Here is a 17,169-nt window from a genome sequence, read left to right as displayed (position 1 = left end):
AAGCGGCTTCCCAGCATTCAGACGATGCGTGCCCTCGAAGCCGCGGTGCGGCTCCGCTGTTTCACCACGGCCGCTACCGAACTCGCCTTGTCCCAGGGGGCGGTGAGCCAGCATATCCGGGCACTGGAACAGCGCCTGGGGCACCCACTGTTCGTCCGCACGGCAACAGGTGTTGAACCAAACGCCATATCGCAGGCGCTGGCGTTGCAGATACGACAGGGCCTGACCCTGCTCGACCGGGCTTTCGACCAGATGCCGCGGCGAACCGACCATGGCAGCGCGGCAGAGAGGCGCGAGCGGCTGGTCATCAGCACCCTCCCGGCTTTCGCCGCAAGGTGGCTCATGCCGCGGCTCGACGCCTTCGCGCGCCTCCACCCCGAAATTGAGCTCGAGATCGAGACATCCGCCACGCTCGCCCGGCTGGACGCCAGTGACGGGATCGATGCCGCCATCCGCTATGGTGGCGGCGCCTGGCCGGGCATGGCTGCCGAGTATCTGATGGACGAGGTGGTGTTTCCTGTAGCGAGCCCCGACTATTGCGGCGGCAACCTGCCGGCACTGCCCGCGGATCTGGCGGACTGCGTGCTGCTGCGGCAGTCGGTCCAACCGTGGACCCCCTGGTTCCAGGCCGCCGGGCTCGATCTCGTCGAGCCGCAGGCAGGCGTGTTGTTTTCGGACACTTTGTTGGCGGCAGAGGCCGCCCTCGCCGGACGGGGGATACTCCTGGCGCGGCGCTCCATCGTCGAGGATGAACTCCGCTCAGGCCGGTTGCGCCGCCTCTGGACGCACGAGATCGTCGACGTACATGCTCACTATCTGGTCTGGCCGACCTCAAGCCGCCGCCTCGCCGCGATCGGCAAGTTGCGCACCTGGCTGCTCGATGAGGTCACCCGGTGGCTGGCTGACATTGCGTCCCGTTGAGGGGCGGGCCCAGATAGCCCCTCAGGCACGCACCTCAAGGTGCGTAATTTACAGCGCTCTCCTCCGCCAACTAGCGTGCCGCCAAGTCTTGAGGAGATGCACCATGGCGGACAAGTCGGCCACCCGAACGGCCCGCTGCGCTTGCGGGCAGTTGCGGATCGAGCTGCGCGGCGAACCGATCAGAACCTATGCCTGCGCCTGTCGGGAGTGCCAGAGGATCACCGGCTCGGCCTTCGCCTATCGCGCCATGTTTGAAGCAAGCGCCGTGGTCGCGCGGAACGGAAGCACCCTCAGCTGGCACCGCAGCGAAGGTCCAGGTCGCTGGATCGAGCATGTGAGGTGTCCCGATTGCGGTACCCTCGTCTACCAGCAGGGCGAGGCACTGGGCGACCGCATCTCGGTTTCGGCCGGCTGCTTCGGCGATCAGGCTTTCCCTGCCCCGGTCATGCTGTATTTCGCCTCGCGCAAGCACCATTGGCTGAACCTGTCCGTGCCGGTCACCGGCTGAGCGGTTCGCGCCCCTCGCCGTCGGACCGGTGCCGGGCGGTTGACTTCGGTCGACCGCCCTACCACGTCCCCCGCCACGCTTCGCACCCTACCCAGTCTGGAGTTCGCCATGCAGCGACATCCCGCCGATTCCTGCGGCTTCGGCACCGCCCTCAACGCGATCGGCGGTAAATGGAAAACTGCCATTCTGTGGGAAATCAACGAGCAGCCCCGGCGTTTCGGCGAGTTGCGCCGCGGCATAGCCGGCATCAGCGAAAAGGTTCTCAACGCCCAGCTGACCGAAATGGTCGCCGACGGGCTGATCCTCCGCACGGAACACCACGGTAGCGCGGTCAAGCACGTCGAGTATGTGGTGACACCCTGGGGCAGGAGCCTCAACGAAGCCGTGGGCGTCATGTCCCGCTGGGGCAAGGCCCAGGAACACCGCATGCTTGCCCTCGGCGAGATCGGGCAAGGCGACGACCTCAGCCGGCGTTTGGCCGGTCCAGCACATAGCGCCGCTGCTGGATAAGCTCACCACGCGAGTGCGACATCAGTTCGACTGCATCCAGCGGTTCGAAGCCCAGTTTGAGCAGCACCCTGGCCGATGCGGGGTTGTCGGCTGCGTGCCCGGCCCGCAGCTGCCTGAGCCCGACCTCGGCAAAGGCGAAGCGAACCACTGCTGATGCCGCCTCGCTTGCAAACCCGCGGCCCCAGACGCGTCGGTCGAACCAGTAGCCGAGTTTGCCCTCTGCGTCGCTGATGCCGTCGATATCGACGAGGCCGACGAACCGCGCCTCGTGTTCGACGACAAAGCGATAGGCCTCCCCGGCTGCCCATTGGCGCGGGTGATCGGCGAACCAGTCGCTGAGCGCCCGCGAATCCGGCGGGTAGGTCGCCTTGCTCAGCATGCGCGCCACCTCCCATTCGGAGCGGATCTCGAAGGCCCGCTCGGCATCGCCGGCGCTGCTCGGCCTCAGAACCAGACGCGGGGTCATTTCGGCTGAAGTGCTCCCCCGTTACCGGCGAATCTCACCTCGGCAACGACGTTACCGTTCGAGACGCGGCAGGCAATTCACTACCGCTGGAAAGGCACGGTCGTCGTCAGCGTTTGTCCGGATCGATTGAGTTCGACCGAGAAGTCGACGGTAATCTGCTTGCCGCTGAGTTCGAGGACCGAGTTGATCTGGATGGGCGTGCCGACCCGGTCGCTCTGCTTCTCACTCAGTTTGAAGGTGATGCTGTTGCCTTGCTTGGCCCCCACCGCGGCGGCCGAGAGGCCAACGTTGGAGCGCATCGTCGCTTCGTAGCGGTTCGCCTTGTCGTTGAAAAAGATCGTACCCGATACGGACAGGTTCATGTTCACCAGGCTGCAGCGCCCGGCGTAGTTGATCTTGATCAGTCTGCCCTGGGTCACTTTCAGGCGGCAAGTAAAGGCCTCGGGCTGGTCTCCGCCACGCAGAACGCTGCTGCCGCTCCAGTTTCCGATATACGAGCGTAGCAGGGCAGTTTCGGCCTCTCCGGCGTGGCTTGGAGCCGCGAACAGCACGGACATGGCGACCGCCGCCAGAAGCAGTTTCAAAATAAAGCGCATCGCGACCCCCTCACAATGTCGAATATCTAGCGCTGGCGGGCGCCGTAATACAACAACTATGCCGGAGCGGAAACGGGTGGCCCGGATACGCGAAAGCCCACCACCCCCGCAACCGAGGTGCCGCTTGCCACTCAGCCAAGGGCCATCAGCCTACATTCGAACGTGGTTTCTGATCAGCCCCGGGGCGACGTAAGCGACGATCTCCGAGCCGTAGATCACCAAAGCAAAACCTGCGCCAAAAGCGAACGAGCCGATCGCCGTCAGTGGGTCGAGCCCAGCGGACGAGCCCGCGACAGCACCGTCGTTCCAGTCTTGCCGATGCTGCGCAGTAGCCGGACGGCGCCGCCGAGCGGGCTGGCGTGCAGCCAGCCCAGCGGGCGCCGGCGTCGCCAATAGACGTTGTCGTGGCCCTGGCAGACAGCGCGGAAGAAGGCGTGTCGCAGGCCGTCGGGCGCCGGATGACTGACCGCGGCCTCGGCGGCTCGCCAGATCGGTACTCCGTCGGCTCTGAGGCGCCGCGCCAGCTCGACGCATTGCCCGCGATAGCTGTCGGCGCGATCGAAGCCGTAGCGCTCGAGCAGCCCGCGCTTGAAGGCGACGTTGTTGGCGTAGAAATGGCCAGCCGGATTGACGCCGCTGCGCTTGGGGTTGGGCTCGAAGAACCAGAAGCCCGAGAACAGGCGGTCGAGCAGGTGTTCCGCGGCGAGGTAGGTGTGGCCGCCGACCACCTGCACCTCTGCCCGGTCCATCGCGTCGAGCAGGTGGCCGAGCCAGCCGGCATCCGGGATCACGTCGCTGTCGAGGAAGATGACCGTTTCAGCGTCGCTCGATGCGGCGCCAAGAGTCTTCTGCTCATAATAATGCAGCCCGCGAGCGGCGATGTACCGGATCTCTCCCGGCCAGTTGGTCGGATCGAGCTCGTCATCGACGCACGAGCGGGGCACGGCGACGTCGATTTCATCCGGGTCATAGGCGATCAGCAGTTCGAAGCGCGTGTTGTGCGAGCGGGCATAGGCCTGCGCCTGCTTACCGAGCGTCGACAGCATCCGGCGCGCCCGCGCGGCGTCGGCCAGCAGCGCGTTCTCCCACTCGACCACAATGGCGACACTTGCCGGCAATTCTGGCCCCCGACCGATTGCTGCACGAAGCTATCCAATCGGCGGGCTTGAATCCAGCCCCCGCGTTAACCATGCTGGAATAACAAAGGGTTAGCGCAAGGTTTCGTTAAGCGCGCCATGTTGATTCAAAGGCTTCAGAACTCCGTCCGAAAGCCAGACGTCCAGCATGTTTGCCGCGCCCGCCTTCCCGTTTGCCAAAACCCTGCTGCTGGTCGGGCTGACCCTGCTGCTTGCCGCTTGCGGGCGCTCGCCCACGCATGACTATCGCGGCATCCCCGGCGACAATGACCCGCATGACGGGGTACGCCGGGCCTGGGGCCTGCCGATCCAGGGGCTCGACGTGGCGCGCTACCAGGGCCGTATCGATTTCAACGCGGCGCGCGGTGGCGGCGTGCACTTCGTCTACATTAAGTCAACCGAGGGCAAGGACTACATCGACCCCAATTTCTACGATAACTGGCGTGGCGCGCAGGCGGCCGGCATGGCGCGTGGCGCCTACCATTTCATGACCTGGTGCAGCCTCGCCTCGCAGCAGGCCGCCTGGTTCAAGCGCATGGTGCCCAACGATCCCGACGCGCTGCCGCCGGTGCTCGATCTCGAATGGAACAACCAGTCGAGCTGCAAGAACAAGTTCAACCGCACCGATGTGCTGGAAAAGGTGCGGGTCATGCTGGCCGAGATGGAGCGGCACACCGGCAAGGTGCCGATCATCTATACCGACATGAATTTCTACAACGACATCCTCGCCGGTGAGCACTTCGACTCCTCGTTCTGGCTGCGCTCGACCGCCGCCGAGCCGCACACCAAGTATGGCGATCGGCCGTGGATCTTCTGGCAGTGGACGCAGACCGGCACCATGTCGGGTATTCGCACCGAGGTCGACCGCAACGCCTTTTACGGCAGCGAGGGCGATTGGGTGACGTTCCTGCTCACCGGTTGCGATCCGCGCGCCGTCGACCGGCTGGGGCCGCAAGGCCGCTGCCAGAGCCACAAGTAGTGGTGCGCCGGAGCGCTTTCAGGACAAGTTGCAGACTTTTCCGGTTCGAAAGCGCGACAAATCAAAGACTCGACCAGGGCAGTGATCTTGTCAGGATTCTGCCTTGGTTCTAGCCTCACGTAGTGATTTGCCGGAGTTGCTGCCGGCCAACAATGGAAGGGGATGCCGATGGCCAAAGGTCAGATCAGATCCAACAAGGAAGCCAAGAAGCCCAAGAAGGAAAAGCCGAAAGTGCTGGCAACGGCCGGGATGACCCCCGCCACCGCCGCACCGGCCAAGAAGAAGTAACCGGGCGACTTGCAGTGTGAGTTTGGTGAAGGCCGTGGCATCCGCCGCGGCCTTTGCTTTTAGCCCGCGAGACCCGGGATCAATCCGCTGGATTTCAGCCCGTCGAGCAGGAACTGCACCGCCAGCGCCGCGAGCAGTACGCCGACGACGCGGCTGACCACCGCAAGGCCGGTAATGCCGAGCAGCCGCTGGATCGGGATGGCGACCAGCATCACCACGTAGCAGAGCAAGAGGATTGCCAGCAGCGCCAGCACGACCACCACCCATTCGAGGTTGAAGCCGCCCGAGCCGGTGGTGAGCAGGATCACCGCGCTGATGGCGCCGGGGCCGGCGAGCAGCGGTGTCGCCAGCGGGAATACCGAAATGTCGGCGCGGCTCTGCGCTTCGTTCTCTTCTTCGGGCGTCGTGCCGGTGCCGCCGGAATGCCGGGCGAACACCATGTCGATCGAGATCAACAGCAACAGGATGCCGCCGGCGATGCGCAATGCCGGCAGCGTGATGCCGAACAGCCGCAGCAGCACCTCGCCGAACACCGCGAAGAATAACAGGATCACTGCCGCGATGATGGTGCCGCGCAGCGCCATGGCGCGCCGCTCGGCCTGGGTGTTCTTCTGTGTCAGCGCCGCATAGACGACCAGCAGGTCCGCCGGCCCGAGGGTGGCGAAAAAGGTGGTCAGCGCAAGCAGGAACGTGTCGATCGGCATGGCCGGACAATGGCTGAGCCGGCGCCGAAAGGCGAGAGGGTGGCAAGGATTTCATCCCGCCTCGCCACAGCTCCGCAAATCAGCCGCAAAGCCGCCCGACTGACTGGACACCGCCATGTCCATCACCCTAGACGACAGCCCGATCGATGTGCCGCCGATGCAGCGATCGGCGTGGAGCACGGCCATATCCCTTGGTTTTCACGCTGCACTGTTTGGCCTGCTGCTGCTCGGACCGAACAAGGACAAGCCAGAACCGCTGCCACCCCCGGCCATCGCCGTGGAGCTGATGACCGCGGCGCAGTTCGCCGCGCTCACCGCACCACCGCAGACGCCCCCGGCTGCCGCGCCTGCCGCACCGACGACGGCCTCGCCCGGTTCCAGCGCCACGACGCCCGCAGCCAAAGCGGCCCCCGGTGGCACCATCCGCGCCACCGAGTTCTTTGCCGGCAGCCTGCTGGCCGAACCTGAAAGCGCCAAGCTGCGGGCGGCGATGACGACGCTCGATGGCAGCGAGCGGCTGGTGCAGCTGTGCAGTATCGAGGCGATCGAACAGATCCGTCGCGCCCGACCGGAGTTCGATCCCGACACCGTCGTCGCCTATGCCATGGCCGACATGGCGACGCGCGATGGCGCGCTGATCGCCGATGGTGGCGCCTTCCGCAGCCGGCGCGAATGGTACGAGGTGAAGTTCAGCTGCGTCGCTACGGCCGACTACTCGGCGGTGGAGCGCTTCGAGTTTTCGGTCGGCGGCTTCATCCCGCACGACAAGTGGGAGGAACACTACCTCACTGCGGCCGAGAGCGACGAGTGATCAGGCGATATCCTCGAGCACCGCGCTGACCAGCCGGTTCAGCGTCTCGAACTCAGCGCCTGCCGCCATGCCGACGACCGCAATCCCCAGTGCCGGGCTGCGCACCGCCTTTGCCGCGGCGCCCTGCCATTCGCCGCCATGGATCAGCAGCGCCTCGTCGCGATATTCCCGTAGCCCGAGGCCCCAGCCGTAATCGACGGAGCTGCCGTCATTGAGCTGGCCGGCGGTGGTGACGAGGTCGGCAATGCCCAGGGTGTCGTGGTTCTGCTGCTGCAGCCATCGTGCAAAGTCGCGGGCAGTGGACCACAGGCCGCCATCGCCGTGGGTGAGCGGCAGGCTCGCGCCAAGCAGCGGGAGTTGCGGTTGCCCGACGGGGTGGTCGGGAAAGCCGATGCCGTCGAGGCCGAGCGGCTCGAACAGCCGCGTCGCGGCGAACTGGGTGAACGGCATCTCGCCGGCGTTTGCGATGACGCGGGCGAGCAGCACATAGCCGAGGTTGGAGTAGCGATAAGCGGCGCCCGGCGATGCGGGCAGCTCGGCGAGATCGTTCAGCGCTTCGAACGCCAGCGCCTCGGTCCAGTCGCCAGTCATCTGGGCTTCGAGCGCACCGGCCGGCGGCAAGCCGCTGGTGTGATGGGCGAGCTGGCGCGGCGTGACACGTGTCGACCACTGCGGCAGGCCGCCGACAGTGTCGGAGACTGGCCGATCCGGATCGACCCGGCCGTCGCGTACCAGCAACGCCAGCGCCGCGCCGGTGACCTGCTTGGCGAGGCTGGCGCCATAGAAGCGGTCGGTCGGCGTCACCGGCTGTCCGTTAGGCCAGACGCCCGCAACGCAATCCTCGACGGCGTCGCCCGCGACCCGGGCCACCGCCAACGGCGTGCCGGGAGCAAAACCCGCTCGCTCGACCAGCGTCGCGAGCGGGGTCATCGGCGCTAGGCCCGCCGCTTCTCGATGGCGTCCCAGATCAGCACCGCGATATCCGGCCCGCCGAAGCGCTTGATCTCGCGGATGCCGGTGGGCGAGGTGACGTTGATCTCGGTGAGGTAGTCGCCGATCACATCGATGCCGACAAAGATCATGTCGCGCTCTTTCAGCGCCGGCCCGATGGTGGCGCAGATCTCGCGCTCGCGTTCGGTGAGCGGCGACAGCTCCGGGCGGCCGCCGACATGCATGTTGGAGCGCGCTTCGCCCTCGGCCGGAATGCGGTTGAGCCCGGCCACCGGCTCGCCATCGACGAGGATGATGCGCTTGTCGCCCTTGCGCACATCAGGCAGGTACTTCTGCACCATGAACGGCTCGCGAAAGCTCTGCTCGAACAGTTCGATCAGCGAGTTGAGGTTCTGGTCGGCCTCCTGGATCAGGAACACTCCGGCGCCGCCATTGCCGTAGAGCGGCTTGACGATGATGTTGCCGTGCTCCTTGCGGAACGCATGGATCAGCCCGCGATCGCGCGTCACCAACGTCGGCGGCATCAGCTCGGGGAATTCGGTGACGAGGATCTTTTCCGGCGCGTTTCGCACTGCCGCCGGCGGGTTCACCACGAAGGTTTTCGGGTGGATGCGCTCCAGAAGGTGGCTGAGCGTGATGTAGTTCATGTCGAACGGCGGATCCTGCCGCATCAGCACCACATCGTAAGCCGCGAGGTCGACGCGGGCGAATTCGCCCAGCGCGTAATGCTCGCCCTTCGGCTTGTCGAACAGGGTGATCGGCGCCACCTCGGCCGAGACCCGGTTGTCGCGCAGCGCCAGGGTCTGCGGCACGTAATAGTCGACCTTGTGCTGGCGCGCCTGCGCCTCGAGCATCAGCGCGAAGGTCGAATCCCCCTTGGGATTGATCGAAGCGATGGGGTCCATCTGCACGGCGATTTTCAAAGTCACGGTCACGCTCCGACGCTCAAACACCCACCGGGACGGAGTGCCTCACTCGCCCTGAAAAGAGTTCTTCACATGGCGCGGCCAGGTGCCGGGCGCAAGGAAAATCACGTCGAAGCGGAGCGGCGTTTCGGCGAGGGCGGGGTGGCGCGCAACATAGTACTGCGCGGCGCGTGAAATGCGGCTGGTGTTGACCGCCTCGAGCGCCACGGCCTCTTCGCTGCGGTGCTGCCGGGCCTTCACCTCGATGAAGGCGGTAGTGCCGAAGCGGCTTGCGATTAGGTCGATCTCGCCCACCGGCGTCTTCACCCGCGTCGCAACGATGCGATAGCCCTTGAACCGCAGATACCACGCCGCGAGGTCTTCGCCCCGTCGACCGAACAGCTCGGCGGCAAGGCGACGCTCACTCCTCACCGAAGTCGCTCTCCGGAACGAACTCGGTCAGTATCAGTCGCTCAAAGTCCTCACTCGCATCAAGCATTGGGGTGATCGCGAGGGTGATCGCATACGGAGGAAAGCCGGGTTCGGTGTCGAACTCGAATACCTCCATGGTCGTTTCGACCGCGATCTCGCTGCCGTCGCCGTAGACCAATGTGGCCCGGCATCGGTATCGGCCGCCGACTTTCAGCCCTAGGCGGTCCGTGTCGATCGCTGTCAAATGGGCGCGGGGCGGGTCCCGGCGGCGGTTGAAATGTACCACCCTTCGATCGAGGTCGACGCTTGGTGCGTCCGTATACTCGACGAAGTACCTGCGTGAGGCCATTCAATCTTCTGCCTTCTTGGCAAGAGCCGCATCGTACACCTCCTTGCGCTTCAGGCCGAAGCGGGCGGTGATGTCGTCGACGGCGGCGCGCAGCGGTCCGGCTGCCAGCGCTTCGTCGAGGGCCGCCTGCCAGTCGGCGGCTTCGACCACCACTCCCTCGGCGCCGCCGACCAAGATCACTGCCTCGCCCTTGGTGTCGCCCGCGCCGAAATGCATGGCGAGTTCGCTGAGCGTGCCGCGTTCGACTCGCTCGAAGCGCTTGGTGAGTTCGAGCGCCACGGCGGCGGGCCGATCGCCCAACGCTTCCGCCATCGCCGCGAGGCTGTCGCCGAGGCGGCGCGGCGATTCGTAGAACACCAGCGTATCGGCACGCGCCTTCAGCGCCGCGAGCGCATTGGCCCGGGCGCCCGATTTGGCGGGCAGGAACCCGACAAAGCCGAAGGCATCGGTGGGGAGGCCCGCACTGGCGAGCGCCGCGAGCAGCGCCGATGCGCCGGGGTTGGCGAATACCGGCAGGTTCGCCTCGCGCACCGCGCGGACCAGCGGAAAGCCGGGATCGGAGAGCAGCGGCGTGCCGGCATCGGAAATCTGCGCGATGGCGCGGCCGGCCTCGATCGAAGCGATCACCTCGCCGATCCGGGCCCGCTCATTGTGCTCGTGCAGCGACTTGCGCGGGGTGCGGATGCCGTAGTGATCGAGCAGGGTGGCTGAGTGACGGGTATCCTCGCACAGCACCAGGTCGGCAGCCGCCAGCGTCTCGAGGGCGCGCAGCGTGATGTCCTTGAGGTTGCCGATCGGGGTAGCGACCACATAGAGCCCCGCCGCCAGCGGCGGCGCCGGAAACTCAGTCCCAGCAATGAAATAGCTCTTCTGGCGATCGTCCACGCCACCCCCGAAAGTTAAACCCAGGTTAAGCTCGGTCTTTATGAGCCGGGCTCGATTCTGTATAGACCACCCTTGGAGTGGCGCCTCGCGCGCCACAGTGCGGGACTCGATAAAGGTTGGGCAAGTGAGAATTGCTGGTAGCGCGGGCGTGCTGACTGGGCTCAGGTTTATGGGCCTCGGCCTTGCCACGGCGGCGCTGCTGTCGGCCTGTTCGGCCGGCAACTTCAACTTCGGACCGGGTGGCGGCACAAGCGGCGGCGCGTCGCAGCCGCTCGCCACCGGCAAGACCTTCGGCAAAGGGCCGGTGCGGGTGGCGCTGTTGCTGCCGCTGTCGGGCGATCCCAACCTCGCCGGCGTCGGCACCTCGATGGCCAATGCCTCGGAACTGGCGATCAGCTTCGTCGAGACCAACCCCAATATCGGTGAGAACATCACCGTGGTGCTGAAGGATACCGGCGCCACCGCCAGCGGCGCCACGCAGGCGGCGCAGCAGGCGCTGAGCGAAGGCGCGAGCCTGATTCTCGGGCCGCTGCGCGCCGACCAGGTGACGGCGGCGGGCCAGGTGGCGAAGGCCGCCGGCGTGCCGGTGATCGGCTTCTCCAATAATTCCGGCGCCGCCTCGCCCGGTGTCTACCTGCTCAACATCCTGCCCGAGAGCGAAGTGAAGCGCTCGATGGGCTATGCCAAAAAGCTTGGCAAGAAGGCTTTTGCCGGCGTGTTCCCGACCACCGATTTTGGCCGCATCCAGGAAGGCGCCTTCCGCCAGGCGACTGCCGACCTCGGGCTCAATGCCCGCGCCGTCTACAATTTCTCCTCGGAAGAGGAAGCCCGCAACGTCGTCACCCAACTGGTGCCGATGCTGCAGGCGGGGCAGATCGATGCGTTGTTCATCCCCGACCGGGCGACGGCGCCGAGCTTTGCCAACCTCCTCAACGAGGCCGGCATCGCGCCGGGTAAGGTGCAGCTCATCGGCTCGGCCGACTGGGATGGCGACCCGTCGATCCTCAACACCACGACGCTGGCCGGGGCGATCTTCCCGGCGATCGATGACACTGGCTATAACGCGTTATTGCCCGAGTACCAGGCCAAGTTCGGCTCGGCGCCGCACAAGTTCGCCACCATCGCCTATACCGCGACCATCCTCGCCAATGCCGGCTCGCTCGCCAATGGCACGCCGAAATACGATCGGGCGCAGCTGACCCTGCCGGCCGGCTTTAACGGCCGCGACGGCGTGTTCCGCTTCCTGCCCGATGGGCGAAGCGAATACGCGCTGGTGATCAAGCAGGTGTCGATCGGCGCTGCCAGCGTCGCCGAGGGCGCTAAGCTTTAGCTCGGTGCGACGTTCTATCGCCAGCTCGGGGGCGGGCCGTGCCAGAGTGGCAGTCGACCCCTCTCCCCTCAGGGGAGAGGGTAGTGGAGCTAGGACCGTAAGGTCCCTAGCGGAACTTGGGTGAGGGGTTCAGCGTCTCAGTGAGCGCGCGTTGGGCCGCCTCACCCCTCAACCGACCTTCGGCCACCTTCTCCCCTGAGGGGAGAAGGGACGGCTGCCGACGCAGCCAACGGTGAGGATGCTCAGCAATAAACGCTGTCCTTGAGCGTCACGCAGTTGCCGTCCTCGCTGGTCGGCAGGCCATCGAGCGGGATGATCGAGATGAACGAGTCGGCTCCATCAGGCGCGCTCGCCACCCACTGGCGGCCGCTCCAGTACCACAGGAGCGCCGTTGGCGACGGCCTGGGTTCCTTGATGATCCCGGGATACTGGATATGCGGACTGGCAAGCCCGTCGGTGGAATAGACGCCGGTCGCCGTTTCCATGACATTGACGAAGGTGCTGTGCCCGTAGCCGATCTTGCGGACCACGGTTTCCCGGATCGGCTCGACGGAAACGCCCGGCTGAACATAGTAGCTCCAGCGCATCAGCCGGTCGGGGTCGAAGGCCGGCGGCCATACCTCGTTGGGCGTGCTGAGCAGCGTCTTCATCGGCTCTTCTTCCGCCACTGCCCGCGGCAGGACGTTCGGCAGCGACAGCAGCAATGCCGCCCCCAGTCCGATTGCTCCCCCAAGCATGATCGTCTTGGTCGCGTCCATGGCCGTTCTCCGGTCGGTTTGTTAACCAACCATCAACCATGACGCCGGAAGGCGTGTCAAAATGGAACAGTGATTAAGGTAAATTTAACCAGGGCAATCCGCCGGACCGGCCCTCAGGGCAGCTCGGCGGCCAGCTTTTCGACGACCTCGACAAAGCGGTCATAGGCCTCGCGGGTGGGCCACGGGCGGATCAGCTTTTCGAACGGCTCGAATTCGAACACCGGGAATGTCGGCTCGCCGAAATAGCGGCGGGCCTCCTCCGCCTCGAACCCGGCAAGGTGCGTCGCCTCGAGGAAAGCCGCCTCGCGGTCGGCGCGCTTGATCTGCTTCTGCAGCGCCGCCGGTGGCGTCGCCGGCAAAGAGAAGCGGAGATAGACCGCGCCGAGCAGCCGGTTCTCCACCTCCTTGTAATTGCCGCCCATCGCCGCCTTGAACGGCGAGATGATGTCGCCCATCACATATTCGGGCGCATCATGCAGCACCGCGTAGAGCAGGGCGCGCGGCTCGGCATCGCGGTTCAGCGCGCGATAGAGCTCCAGCACCAGCACCGAATGCTGCGCCACCGAGAACGGATAGTCGCCGATGGTCTGGCCGTTCCAGCGAGCGACGCGGGCGAGGCCATGCGCGATGTCGCTCAGTTCGACATCAAGCGGCGACGGATCGAGGATATCGAGTCGCCTGCCCGACAGCATACGCTGCCACGCCCGCTCCTTGCCACGCGCCATCATCGTTCCCCGTGTTCCGAAGCAAGGGAACGTAGTGGGAACGGGGCTGATTCGCGAGTTGGATGGCTAGAGCGAGATCAGGAAAGGTTGCAGACCTTTCCGGTTCGATCTCGCGGCAAAACAAACGACTTGGAGCAGGAGTGCGATTCAACGAAACGCAATCCTGCTCTAGTCCTCGGCCGACGTTTCGCCGAACTGATAGTTGGCCCAGGGCGGCAGGGTTACCGTAACCGGCTTGCCGTCGACGGTCACAGCAGCGGGATCGGTAATGCGGTCGAGCCGCAGAATGGCGACGGCGCGACCATCAACCACCTCGCCGATCGGGCCGGCATCGCGCCCGCCTGCAACCACCGCCGTGCCGGCCGGGGCATCGATGCCAGTAACGATCACCGGGCGGCGGCGGGCGGTGCCGCGGTGCTTCATTCGGCTCACCACTTCCTGGCCGATATAGCAGCCCTTGATGAAGTCGATGCCGTCGAGCAGGTCGAGCCCGATATCGTGGGCAAAGTTCTGGTCGATGCCGAAATCCGGGCCCTCTTCCGGAATGCCGGCGCTGATCCGATGCGCCGCGAACCTGTCGTCGGCCGGCAGCCAGCCGGTCGTGGCGGTAGTCTCGGCGATGACCCGTTCGCCGAGCCCGCGCGGGTCGGCATGGACGATCCCCTCGGCCCAGCCGTCAAAGCTCCAGCCCACCGCGTGTGTTTGCCTGAGGTCGTCGATCTCTACCTGGGCACGCAGCCGGTAGAGCTTCATCTTCTTCAAAAACGCATCGGCCACCGAGGCATCGACATCGAGCCAGAAGGCGTCCTCGGCCCAGCCGCTCAGCCCCTCGGCCTGCACCTTGCCCTGTGGCGACAGCAGCGCCCACCACACGGCGGGACCCGGTTCGGCCAGCAATCGCCCGGTCACCACGTCGAACAGCAGTTTCTGCGCCTCGGGACCGGAAAACCGGAAGGCGGCACGGGACGGACGGAGGATTGTGGGCATGGGATGGTTCCGCTACACCCGCCGAAAGGCAGGCGGACTAGAGACATGGCGCAGTACGAGACGATCTTCAAGAACGGCACCGTGGTGAACCATGACGGGGTGCACCAGACCGACATCGCGGTCAGCGACGGGCGCATCGTCGCGCTGGGTGATCTCGGCGCGGCGTCGGCTGGCGAAGCGATCGACTGTACCGGCCTCCATGTCCTCCCCGGCGTCATCGATACCCAGGTGCATTTCCGCGAGCCGGGTCTGACCCATAAGGAAGATCTCGAATCCGGTTCGCTCTCGGCGGTGATGGGCGGCGTCACCGGGGTGTTCGAGATGCCCAACACCAACCCGCTGACCACCACGCGCGAAACCTTTGAGGAAAAGATCCGCCTCGGCACCCGCCGCATGCATTGCGATTTCGCCTTCTATATCGGCGGCACCCACGACAACGTGGCGCAGTTGCCCGAACTCGAGCGGCTGCCCGGCTGCGCCGGGGTGAAGGTGTTCATGGGGTCGTCCACCGGCTCGCTGCTGGTGCCCGACGATGATGGGGTCGAGGCGATCCTCACCGCCATCTCCCGCCGCGCGGCCTTCCACTCCGAGGACGAGTATCGGCTCGAGGAGCGCAAACCCCTGCGCGTTCCCGGCGATCCCAGCTCGCACCCGGTGTGGCGCGACCCCGAGGCGGCGCTGCTCTCGACCCGCCGGCTGGTGGCCCTGGCGCGCAAGACCGGCAAGCGCGTCCACATCCTCCATATCTCGACCGCCGAGGAGATGGTGTTTCTGGCCGCACACAAGGACGTGGCGAGCGTCGAAGTGACCCCGCACCACCTGACGCTGGATGAGACCGCCTATACCCGCCTCGGCACCTACGCGCAGATGAACCCGCCGGTGCGCGACAAGGCGCATCGCGACGGCATCTGGGCCGGGGTGCACAATGGCGTTGCCGACGTGCTCGGCTCTGACCATGCACCGCACACCCGCGAGGAAAAGGACCATCCCTACCCGCAGTCGCATTCCGGAATGACCGGCGTGCAGACGCTGGTGCCGATCATGCTCGATCACATCAATGCCGGGCGGATGAGCCTCGAACGCTTCGTCGATATGTCGAGCCACGGGCCGAACCGTCTGTTCGGCATCGCCAATAAGGGCCGGATCGCCGTGGGTTATGATGCCGACCTGACGGTGGTCGACCTGAAGCGGCGAGAAACCATCACCAACGCTTGGGTGAAAAGCCGCGCCGGCTGGACGCCCTATGATGGCGTGACCGTCACCGGCTGGCCGGTGGGGACGATCGTGCGCGGCAACAAAGTGATGTGGCAGGGCGAGCTGCTGACCCCGAGCATCGGCCAGCCGATGCGGTTTCTGGAAGCGCTTTAGGCGGACGCTCCTGCCGTCGTCATCTCGGCGCGGAGCCCACAGATGCATACGGGCGAGCCCACCCACAGGGTGTCATCCCCGCGAAAGCAGGGACCCAACCCCCGGCGAGGGCTCTGCCCTCGTCCGACATCGCAGCGCAAGTGGATGAATGGGTCCCAGCTTTCGCTGGGATGACACCGAGTTTGAGGAACTTGCGGAGCGTCGTCCGTGCGCCGGCGCGACCCCGTCGGGGCGTTGGCACCATCCCCGCACCGTGGTGCCGGGCCCTCGCGAACGTCACTGCAGCGAGCGGCTGAGGCTGTATTCGCCGGCCTGGATACGGTCGGGCAGGGTGGCGATCAGCTCGGCGATCGCCGTCTCTCCATGGTGCTCGACCAGCGAGGTGATCGCGGCGAACAGCGAAGCATGCGCCAGCGCCTGCGTGGCGATGCCGTCATCCTCGGCAGTGTTCCAGGCCTCGGCGATGTACTCGAGCGCCACCTGGCGCTCTTCGCGCTCCGCCTCGGCGAGACGCTCGATGCTGCCATTGTCGCCCTTGAGGGTCTTCGAGAGTTTCATAGTCTCGGCCCTAGCACGACCCGACCGACGGCGCGCCCCATCCGTCTCCAAAAGGTTAATATGCACTCTGCAATTATTGTTAACCGGCAGCGCGCTTCAGGAAAAGTTGTGAGACTTTTCTCCCTCGAAAGCGCGACAAAAAAACTAGGGCGCCAGGCGCTATTCGGCGTAGCGCGAATGGATATCGCGGGCGGTTTTCTCGGCTTCGACCAGCAGGCGCGACATCGCCTGCTCCGCCGACACCGTGCACACTCGATAGAGCCGCGCATATGCCTCGTAGCCGGAGTTGAAGGCGCCGGTCAGCCGTTGCTTGCGGTCGTCGTCCGGTTCGTCGAGCGCGATCAGGTCGGCCATTTCGCCGCGCCAGTCGGAGCTGGCGCTGGGCTTGCACAGTGGATTGAGGAAATAGAGGCTGCCGAGGATCTCGGAGAGCCGCTCCATCTCGGCCTGGTAGGGCGGATCGATGGCGCGCGCCGGCGCCGCCGCCAGCAGCAGGGCAATCAGAGCAAAGCAAAGCGGGCGGAGGCGCATGGCTTGACCTTTATGTGAAACGCCGGGCTGCCTCAACTGCGATCGAAGACCCGGAACGCGCCGGCCACCACCTCGCCGAGGTCGGGCGTCGTGTGCATGCCGCCGATCTCGTCGAGCCGCACCCAGCGCCAGGCGCTGACTTCGTCGGAGGCGACGATCTCGCCCTCGAACGCCTCGGTGGCATAGACCTGCAGCACGAAGCGTCCCTCGCCGAGCAACATCCGCTTGATCGGGTGCAGCCGCCAGACGCTGAGACCTACCTCTTCCAAGATCTCGCGCTCGGCCGCCTGCTCGGGTGTTTCGCCCGCCTCGAGCCGTCCGCCCGGCAGGCTCCACATGCCGAAATACGGCTTTCTGGCGCGCTGGATCAGCAGCACCTTGTCGCGATCGATCAGGGCGACGCTGGCGGCATTGGGAGGCTGTCGGGACTCGGGCATAACCCGATGATTGTGGTTTGTCCTCGCCGCGGCA

At 65.7% G+C, this 17,169-nt stretch carries 22 protein-coding genes; 7 read left to right on the top strand and 15 right to left on the bottom strand.

The window, feature by feature from the left end; genetic code table 11:
- Window positions 1–24: 24 nt before the first annotated feature.
- The 3 genes from ACSQ23_RS06160 to ACSQ23_RS06150 all read left to right on the top strand — a co-directional run bounded on the left by ACSQ23_RS06160 (window position 25) and on the right by ACSQ23_RS06150 (window position 1,939).
- Window positions 25–921 carry a LysR substrate-binding domain-containing protein gene (locus ACSQ23_RS06160; RefSeq protein WP_200940403.1) on the top strand — a complete coding sequence of 299 codons (897 nt, stop codon included), beginning with the start codon at window positions 25–27 and terminating at the stop codon, window positions 919–921.
- A 103-nt stretch (window positions 922–1,024) separates the two neighbouring features.
- Window positions 1,025–1,429 (top strand): GFA family protein, encoded by a 405-nt coding sequence (locus ACSQ23_RS06155; protein WP_055994427.1) that lies wholly within the window; start codon window positions 1,025–1,027, stop codon window positions 1,427–1,429.
- Between the two features lie 108 nt (window positions 1,430–1,537).
- Window positions 1,538–1,939 carry a winged helix-turn-helix transcriptional regulator gene (locus tag ACSQ23_RS06150; RefSeq protein ID WP_055994430.1) on the top strand — a complete coding sequence of 134 codons (402 nt, stop codon included), beginning with the start codon at window positions 1,538–1,540 and terminating at the stop codon, window positions 1,937–1,939.
- On the opposite strand, the gene ACSQ23_RS06145 is transcribed toward ACSQ23_RS06150, so the two are convergent.
- From ACSQ23_RS06145 to ACSQ23_RS06135, 3 genes are all read right to left on the bottom strand, one after another.
- Window positions 1,893–2,405 carry a GNAT family N-acetyltransferase gene (locus ACSQ23_RS06145; protein ID WP_055994433.1) on the bottom strand — a complete coding sequence of 171 codons (513 nt, stop codon included), beginning with the start codon at window positions 2,403–2,405 and terminating at the stop codon, window positions 1,893–1,895. The two genes, ACSQ23_RS06150 and ACSQ23_RS06145, sit on opposite strands and share 47 nt — an antisense overlap.
- 80 nt (window positions 2,406–2,485) lie before the next feature.
- A complete protein-coding gene (locus ACSQ23_RS06140) occupies window positions 2,486–3,001 on the bottom strand; it encodes a hypothetical protein (protein ID WP_055994435.1) in 516 nt (171 codons plus the stop codon).
- 260 nt (window positions 3,002–3,261) lie between these two features.
- Complete coding sequence (locus ACSQ23_RS06135; RefSeq protein WP_436090067.1) at window positions 3,262–4,119, bottom strand: glycosyltransferase family 2 protein; 858 nt, start codon at window positions 4,117–4,119, stop codon at window positions 3,262–3,264.
- A 166-nt stretch (window positions 4,120–4,285) separates the two neighbouring features.
- On the opposite strand from ACSQ23_RS06135, the gene ACSQ23_RS06130 reads away from it, so the two are divergent.
- Complete coding sequence (locus ACSQ23_RS06130; protein ID WP_055874025.1) at window positions 4,286–5,116, top strand: GH25 family lysozyme; 831 nt, start codon at window positions 4,286–4,288, stop codon at window positions 5,114–5,116.
- Window positions 5,117–5,463: 347 nt separating this feature from the next.
- Here ACSQ23_RS06130 and ACSQ23_RS06125 read toward each other — a convergent pair whose 3' ends face one another.
- Window positions 5,464–6,108 (bottom strand): MarC family protein, encoded by a 645-nt coding sequence (locus tag ACSQ23_RS06125; protein WP_436090066.1) that lies wholly within the window; start codon window positions 6,106–6,108, stop codon window positions 5,464–5,466.
- Window positions 6,109–6,223: 115 nt separating this feature from the next.
- On the opposite strand from ACSQ23_RS06125, the gene ACSQ23_RS06120 reads away from it, so the two are divergent.
- Entirely contained in the window at window positions 6,224–6,919 is a 696-nt protein-coding gene (locus ACSQ23_RS06120; protein WP_436090065.1) for a DUF930 domain-containing protein, read from the top strand.
- Here the strand turns inward: ACSQ23_RS06120 and ACSQ23_RS06115 are convergent, their stop codons facing one another.
- Genes ACSQ23_RS06115 through rsmI form a run of 5 tightly spaced genes read right to left on the bottom strand, consistent with a single transcriptional unit; the run spans window position 6,920 to window position 10,441 of the window.
- Window positions 6,920–7,849: a serine hydrolase domain-containing protein gene (locus tag ACSQ23_RS06115; RefSeq protein WP_436090064.1), complete on the bottom strand. Its 930-nt coding sequence runs from the start codon at window positions 7,847–7,849 to the stop codon at window positions 6,920–6,922.
- Between the two features lie 5 nt (window positions 7,850–7,854).
- Window positions 7,855–8,799 carry a glutathione synthase gene (gene gshB / locus ACSQ23_RS06110; RefSeq protein WP_436090063.1) on the bottom strand — a complete coding sequence of 315 codons (945 nt, stop codon included), beginning with the start codon at window positions 8,797–8,799 and terminating at the stop codon, window positions 7,855–7,857.
- 42 nt (window positions 8,800–8,841) lie between these two features.
- Entirely contained in the window at window positions 8,842–9,207 is a 366-nt protein-coding gene (locus ACSQ23_RS06105; RefSeq protein ID WP_436090062.1) for a YraN family protein, read from the bottom strand.
- The gene (locus tag ACSQ23_RS06100) at window positions 9,197–9,556 is read right to left on the bottom strand and encodes a hypothetical protein (protein ID WP_436090061.1); all 360 of its coding nucleotides are present in this window, start codon (window positions 9,554–9,556) and stop codon (window positions 9,197–9,199) included. Before ACSQ23_RS06100 ends, ACSQ23_RS06105 begins: the two co-directional genes overlap by 11 nt.
- Window positions 9,557–10,441, bottom strand: coding sequence for a 16S rRNA (cytidine(1402)-2'-O)-methyltransferase (gene rsmI / locus ACSQ23_RS06095; RefSeq protein WP_436090060.1), 885 nt, complete (start codon window positions 10,439–10,441; stop codon window positions 9,557–9,559).
- A gap of 124 nt (window positions 10,442–10,565) precedes the next feature.
- Between rsmI and ACSQ23_RS06090 the strand changes: the two genes are divergently transcribed.
- Entirely contained in the window at window positions 10,566–11,771 is a 1,206-nt protein-coding gene (locus tag ACSQ23_RS06090) for a penicillin-binding protein activator (protein WP_197421010.1), read from the top strand.
- A 242-nt stretch (window positions 11,772–12,013) separates the two neighbouring features.
- On the opposite strand, the gene ACSQ23_RS06085 is transcribed toward ACSQ23_RS06090, so the two are convergent.
- The 3 genes from ACSQ23_RS06085 to ygfZ all read right to left on the bottom strand — a co-directional run bounded on the left by ACSQ23_RS06085 (window position 12,014) and on the right by ygfZ (window position 14,241).
- Window positions 12,014–12,529 (bottom strand): hypothetical protein, encoded by a 516-nt coding sequence (locus tag ACSQ23_RS06085; protein ID WP_436090059.1) that lies wholly within the window; start codon window positions 12,527–12,529, stop codon window positions 12,014–12,016.
- Between the two features lie 113 nt (window positions 12,530–12,642).
- Window positions 12,643–13,254, bottom strand: a complete 612-nt coding sequence (locus ACSQ23_RS06080) for an HD domain-containing protein (protein WP_055875912.1) — start codon at window positions 13,252–13,254, stop codon at window positions 12,643–12,645.
- 168 nt (window positions 13,255–13,422) lie between these two features.
- Window positions 13,423–14,241: a CAF17-like 4Fe-4S cluster assembly/insertion protein YgfZ gene (ygfZ, locus tag ACSQ23_RS06075; RefSeq protein ID WP_055873995.1), complete on the bottom strand. Its 819-nt coding sequence runs from the start codon at window positions 14,239–14,241 to the stop codon at window positions 13,423–13,425.
- A gap of 45 nt (window positions 14,242–14,286) precedes the next feature.
- Between ygfZ and ACSQ23_RS06070 the strand changes: the two genes are divergently transcribed.
- Window positions 14,287–15,609, top strand: coding sequence for a dihydroorotase (locus ACSQ23_RS06070; RefSeq protein WP_436090058.1), 1,323 nt, complete (start codon window positions 14,287–14,289; stop codon window positions 15,607–15,609).
- 276 nt (window positions 15,610–15,885) lie between these two features.
- On the opposite strand, the gene ACSQ23_RS06065 is transcribed toward ACSQ23_RS06070, so the two are convergent.
- The 3 genes from ACSQ23_RS06065 to ACSQ23_RS06055 form a co-directional block, all read right to left on the bottom strand.
- A complete protein-coding gene (locus tag ACSQ23_RS06065) occupies window positions 15,886–16,167 on the bottom strand; it encodes a hypothetical protein (protein WP_055873989.1) in 282 nt (93 codons plus the stop codon).
- Window positions 16,168–16,326: 159 nt separating this feature from the next.
- Window positions 16,327–16,698 (bottom strand): TIGR02301 family protein, encoded by a 372-nt coding sequence (locus ACSQ23_RS06060; RefSeq protein ID WP_055873986.1) that lies wholly within the window; start codon window positions 16,696–16,698, stop codon window positions 16,327–16,329.
- A 32-nt stretch (window positions 16,699–16,730) separates the two neighbouring features.
- Window positions 16,731–17,135 carry an NUDIX hydrolase gene (locus tag ACSQ23_RS06055; RefSeq protein WP_436090057.1) on the bottom strand — a complete coding sequence of 135 codons (405 nt, stop codon included), beginning with the start codon at window positions 17,133–17,135 and terminating at the stop codon, window positions 16,731–16,733.
- Between the last annotated feature and the right edge of the window lie 34 nt (window positions 17,136–17,169).

It is taken from the genome of Devosia sp. LjRoot16 (genome assembly GCF_964252795.1).
GTDB lineage: Bacteria > Pseudomonadota > Alphaproteobacteria > Rhizobiales > Devosiaceae > Devosia_A.
The sequence above is the reverse complement of the archived record's forward strand: the minus strand, read 5'-3'. Positions and strand labels throughout refer to the sequence as shown.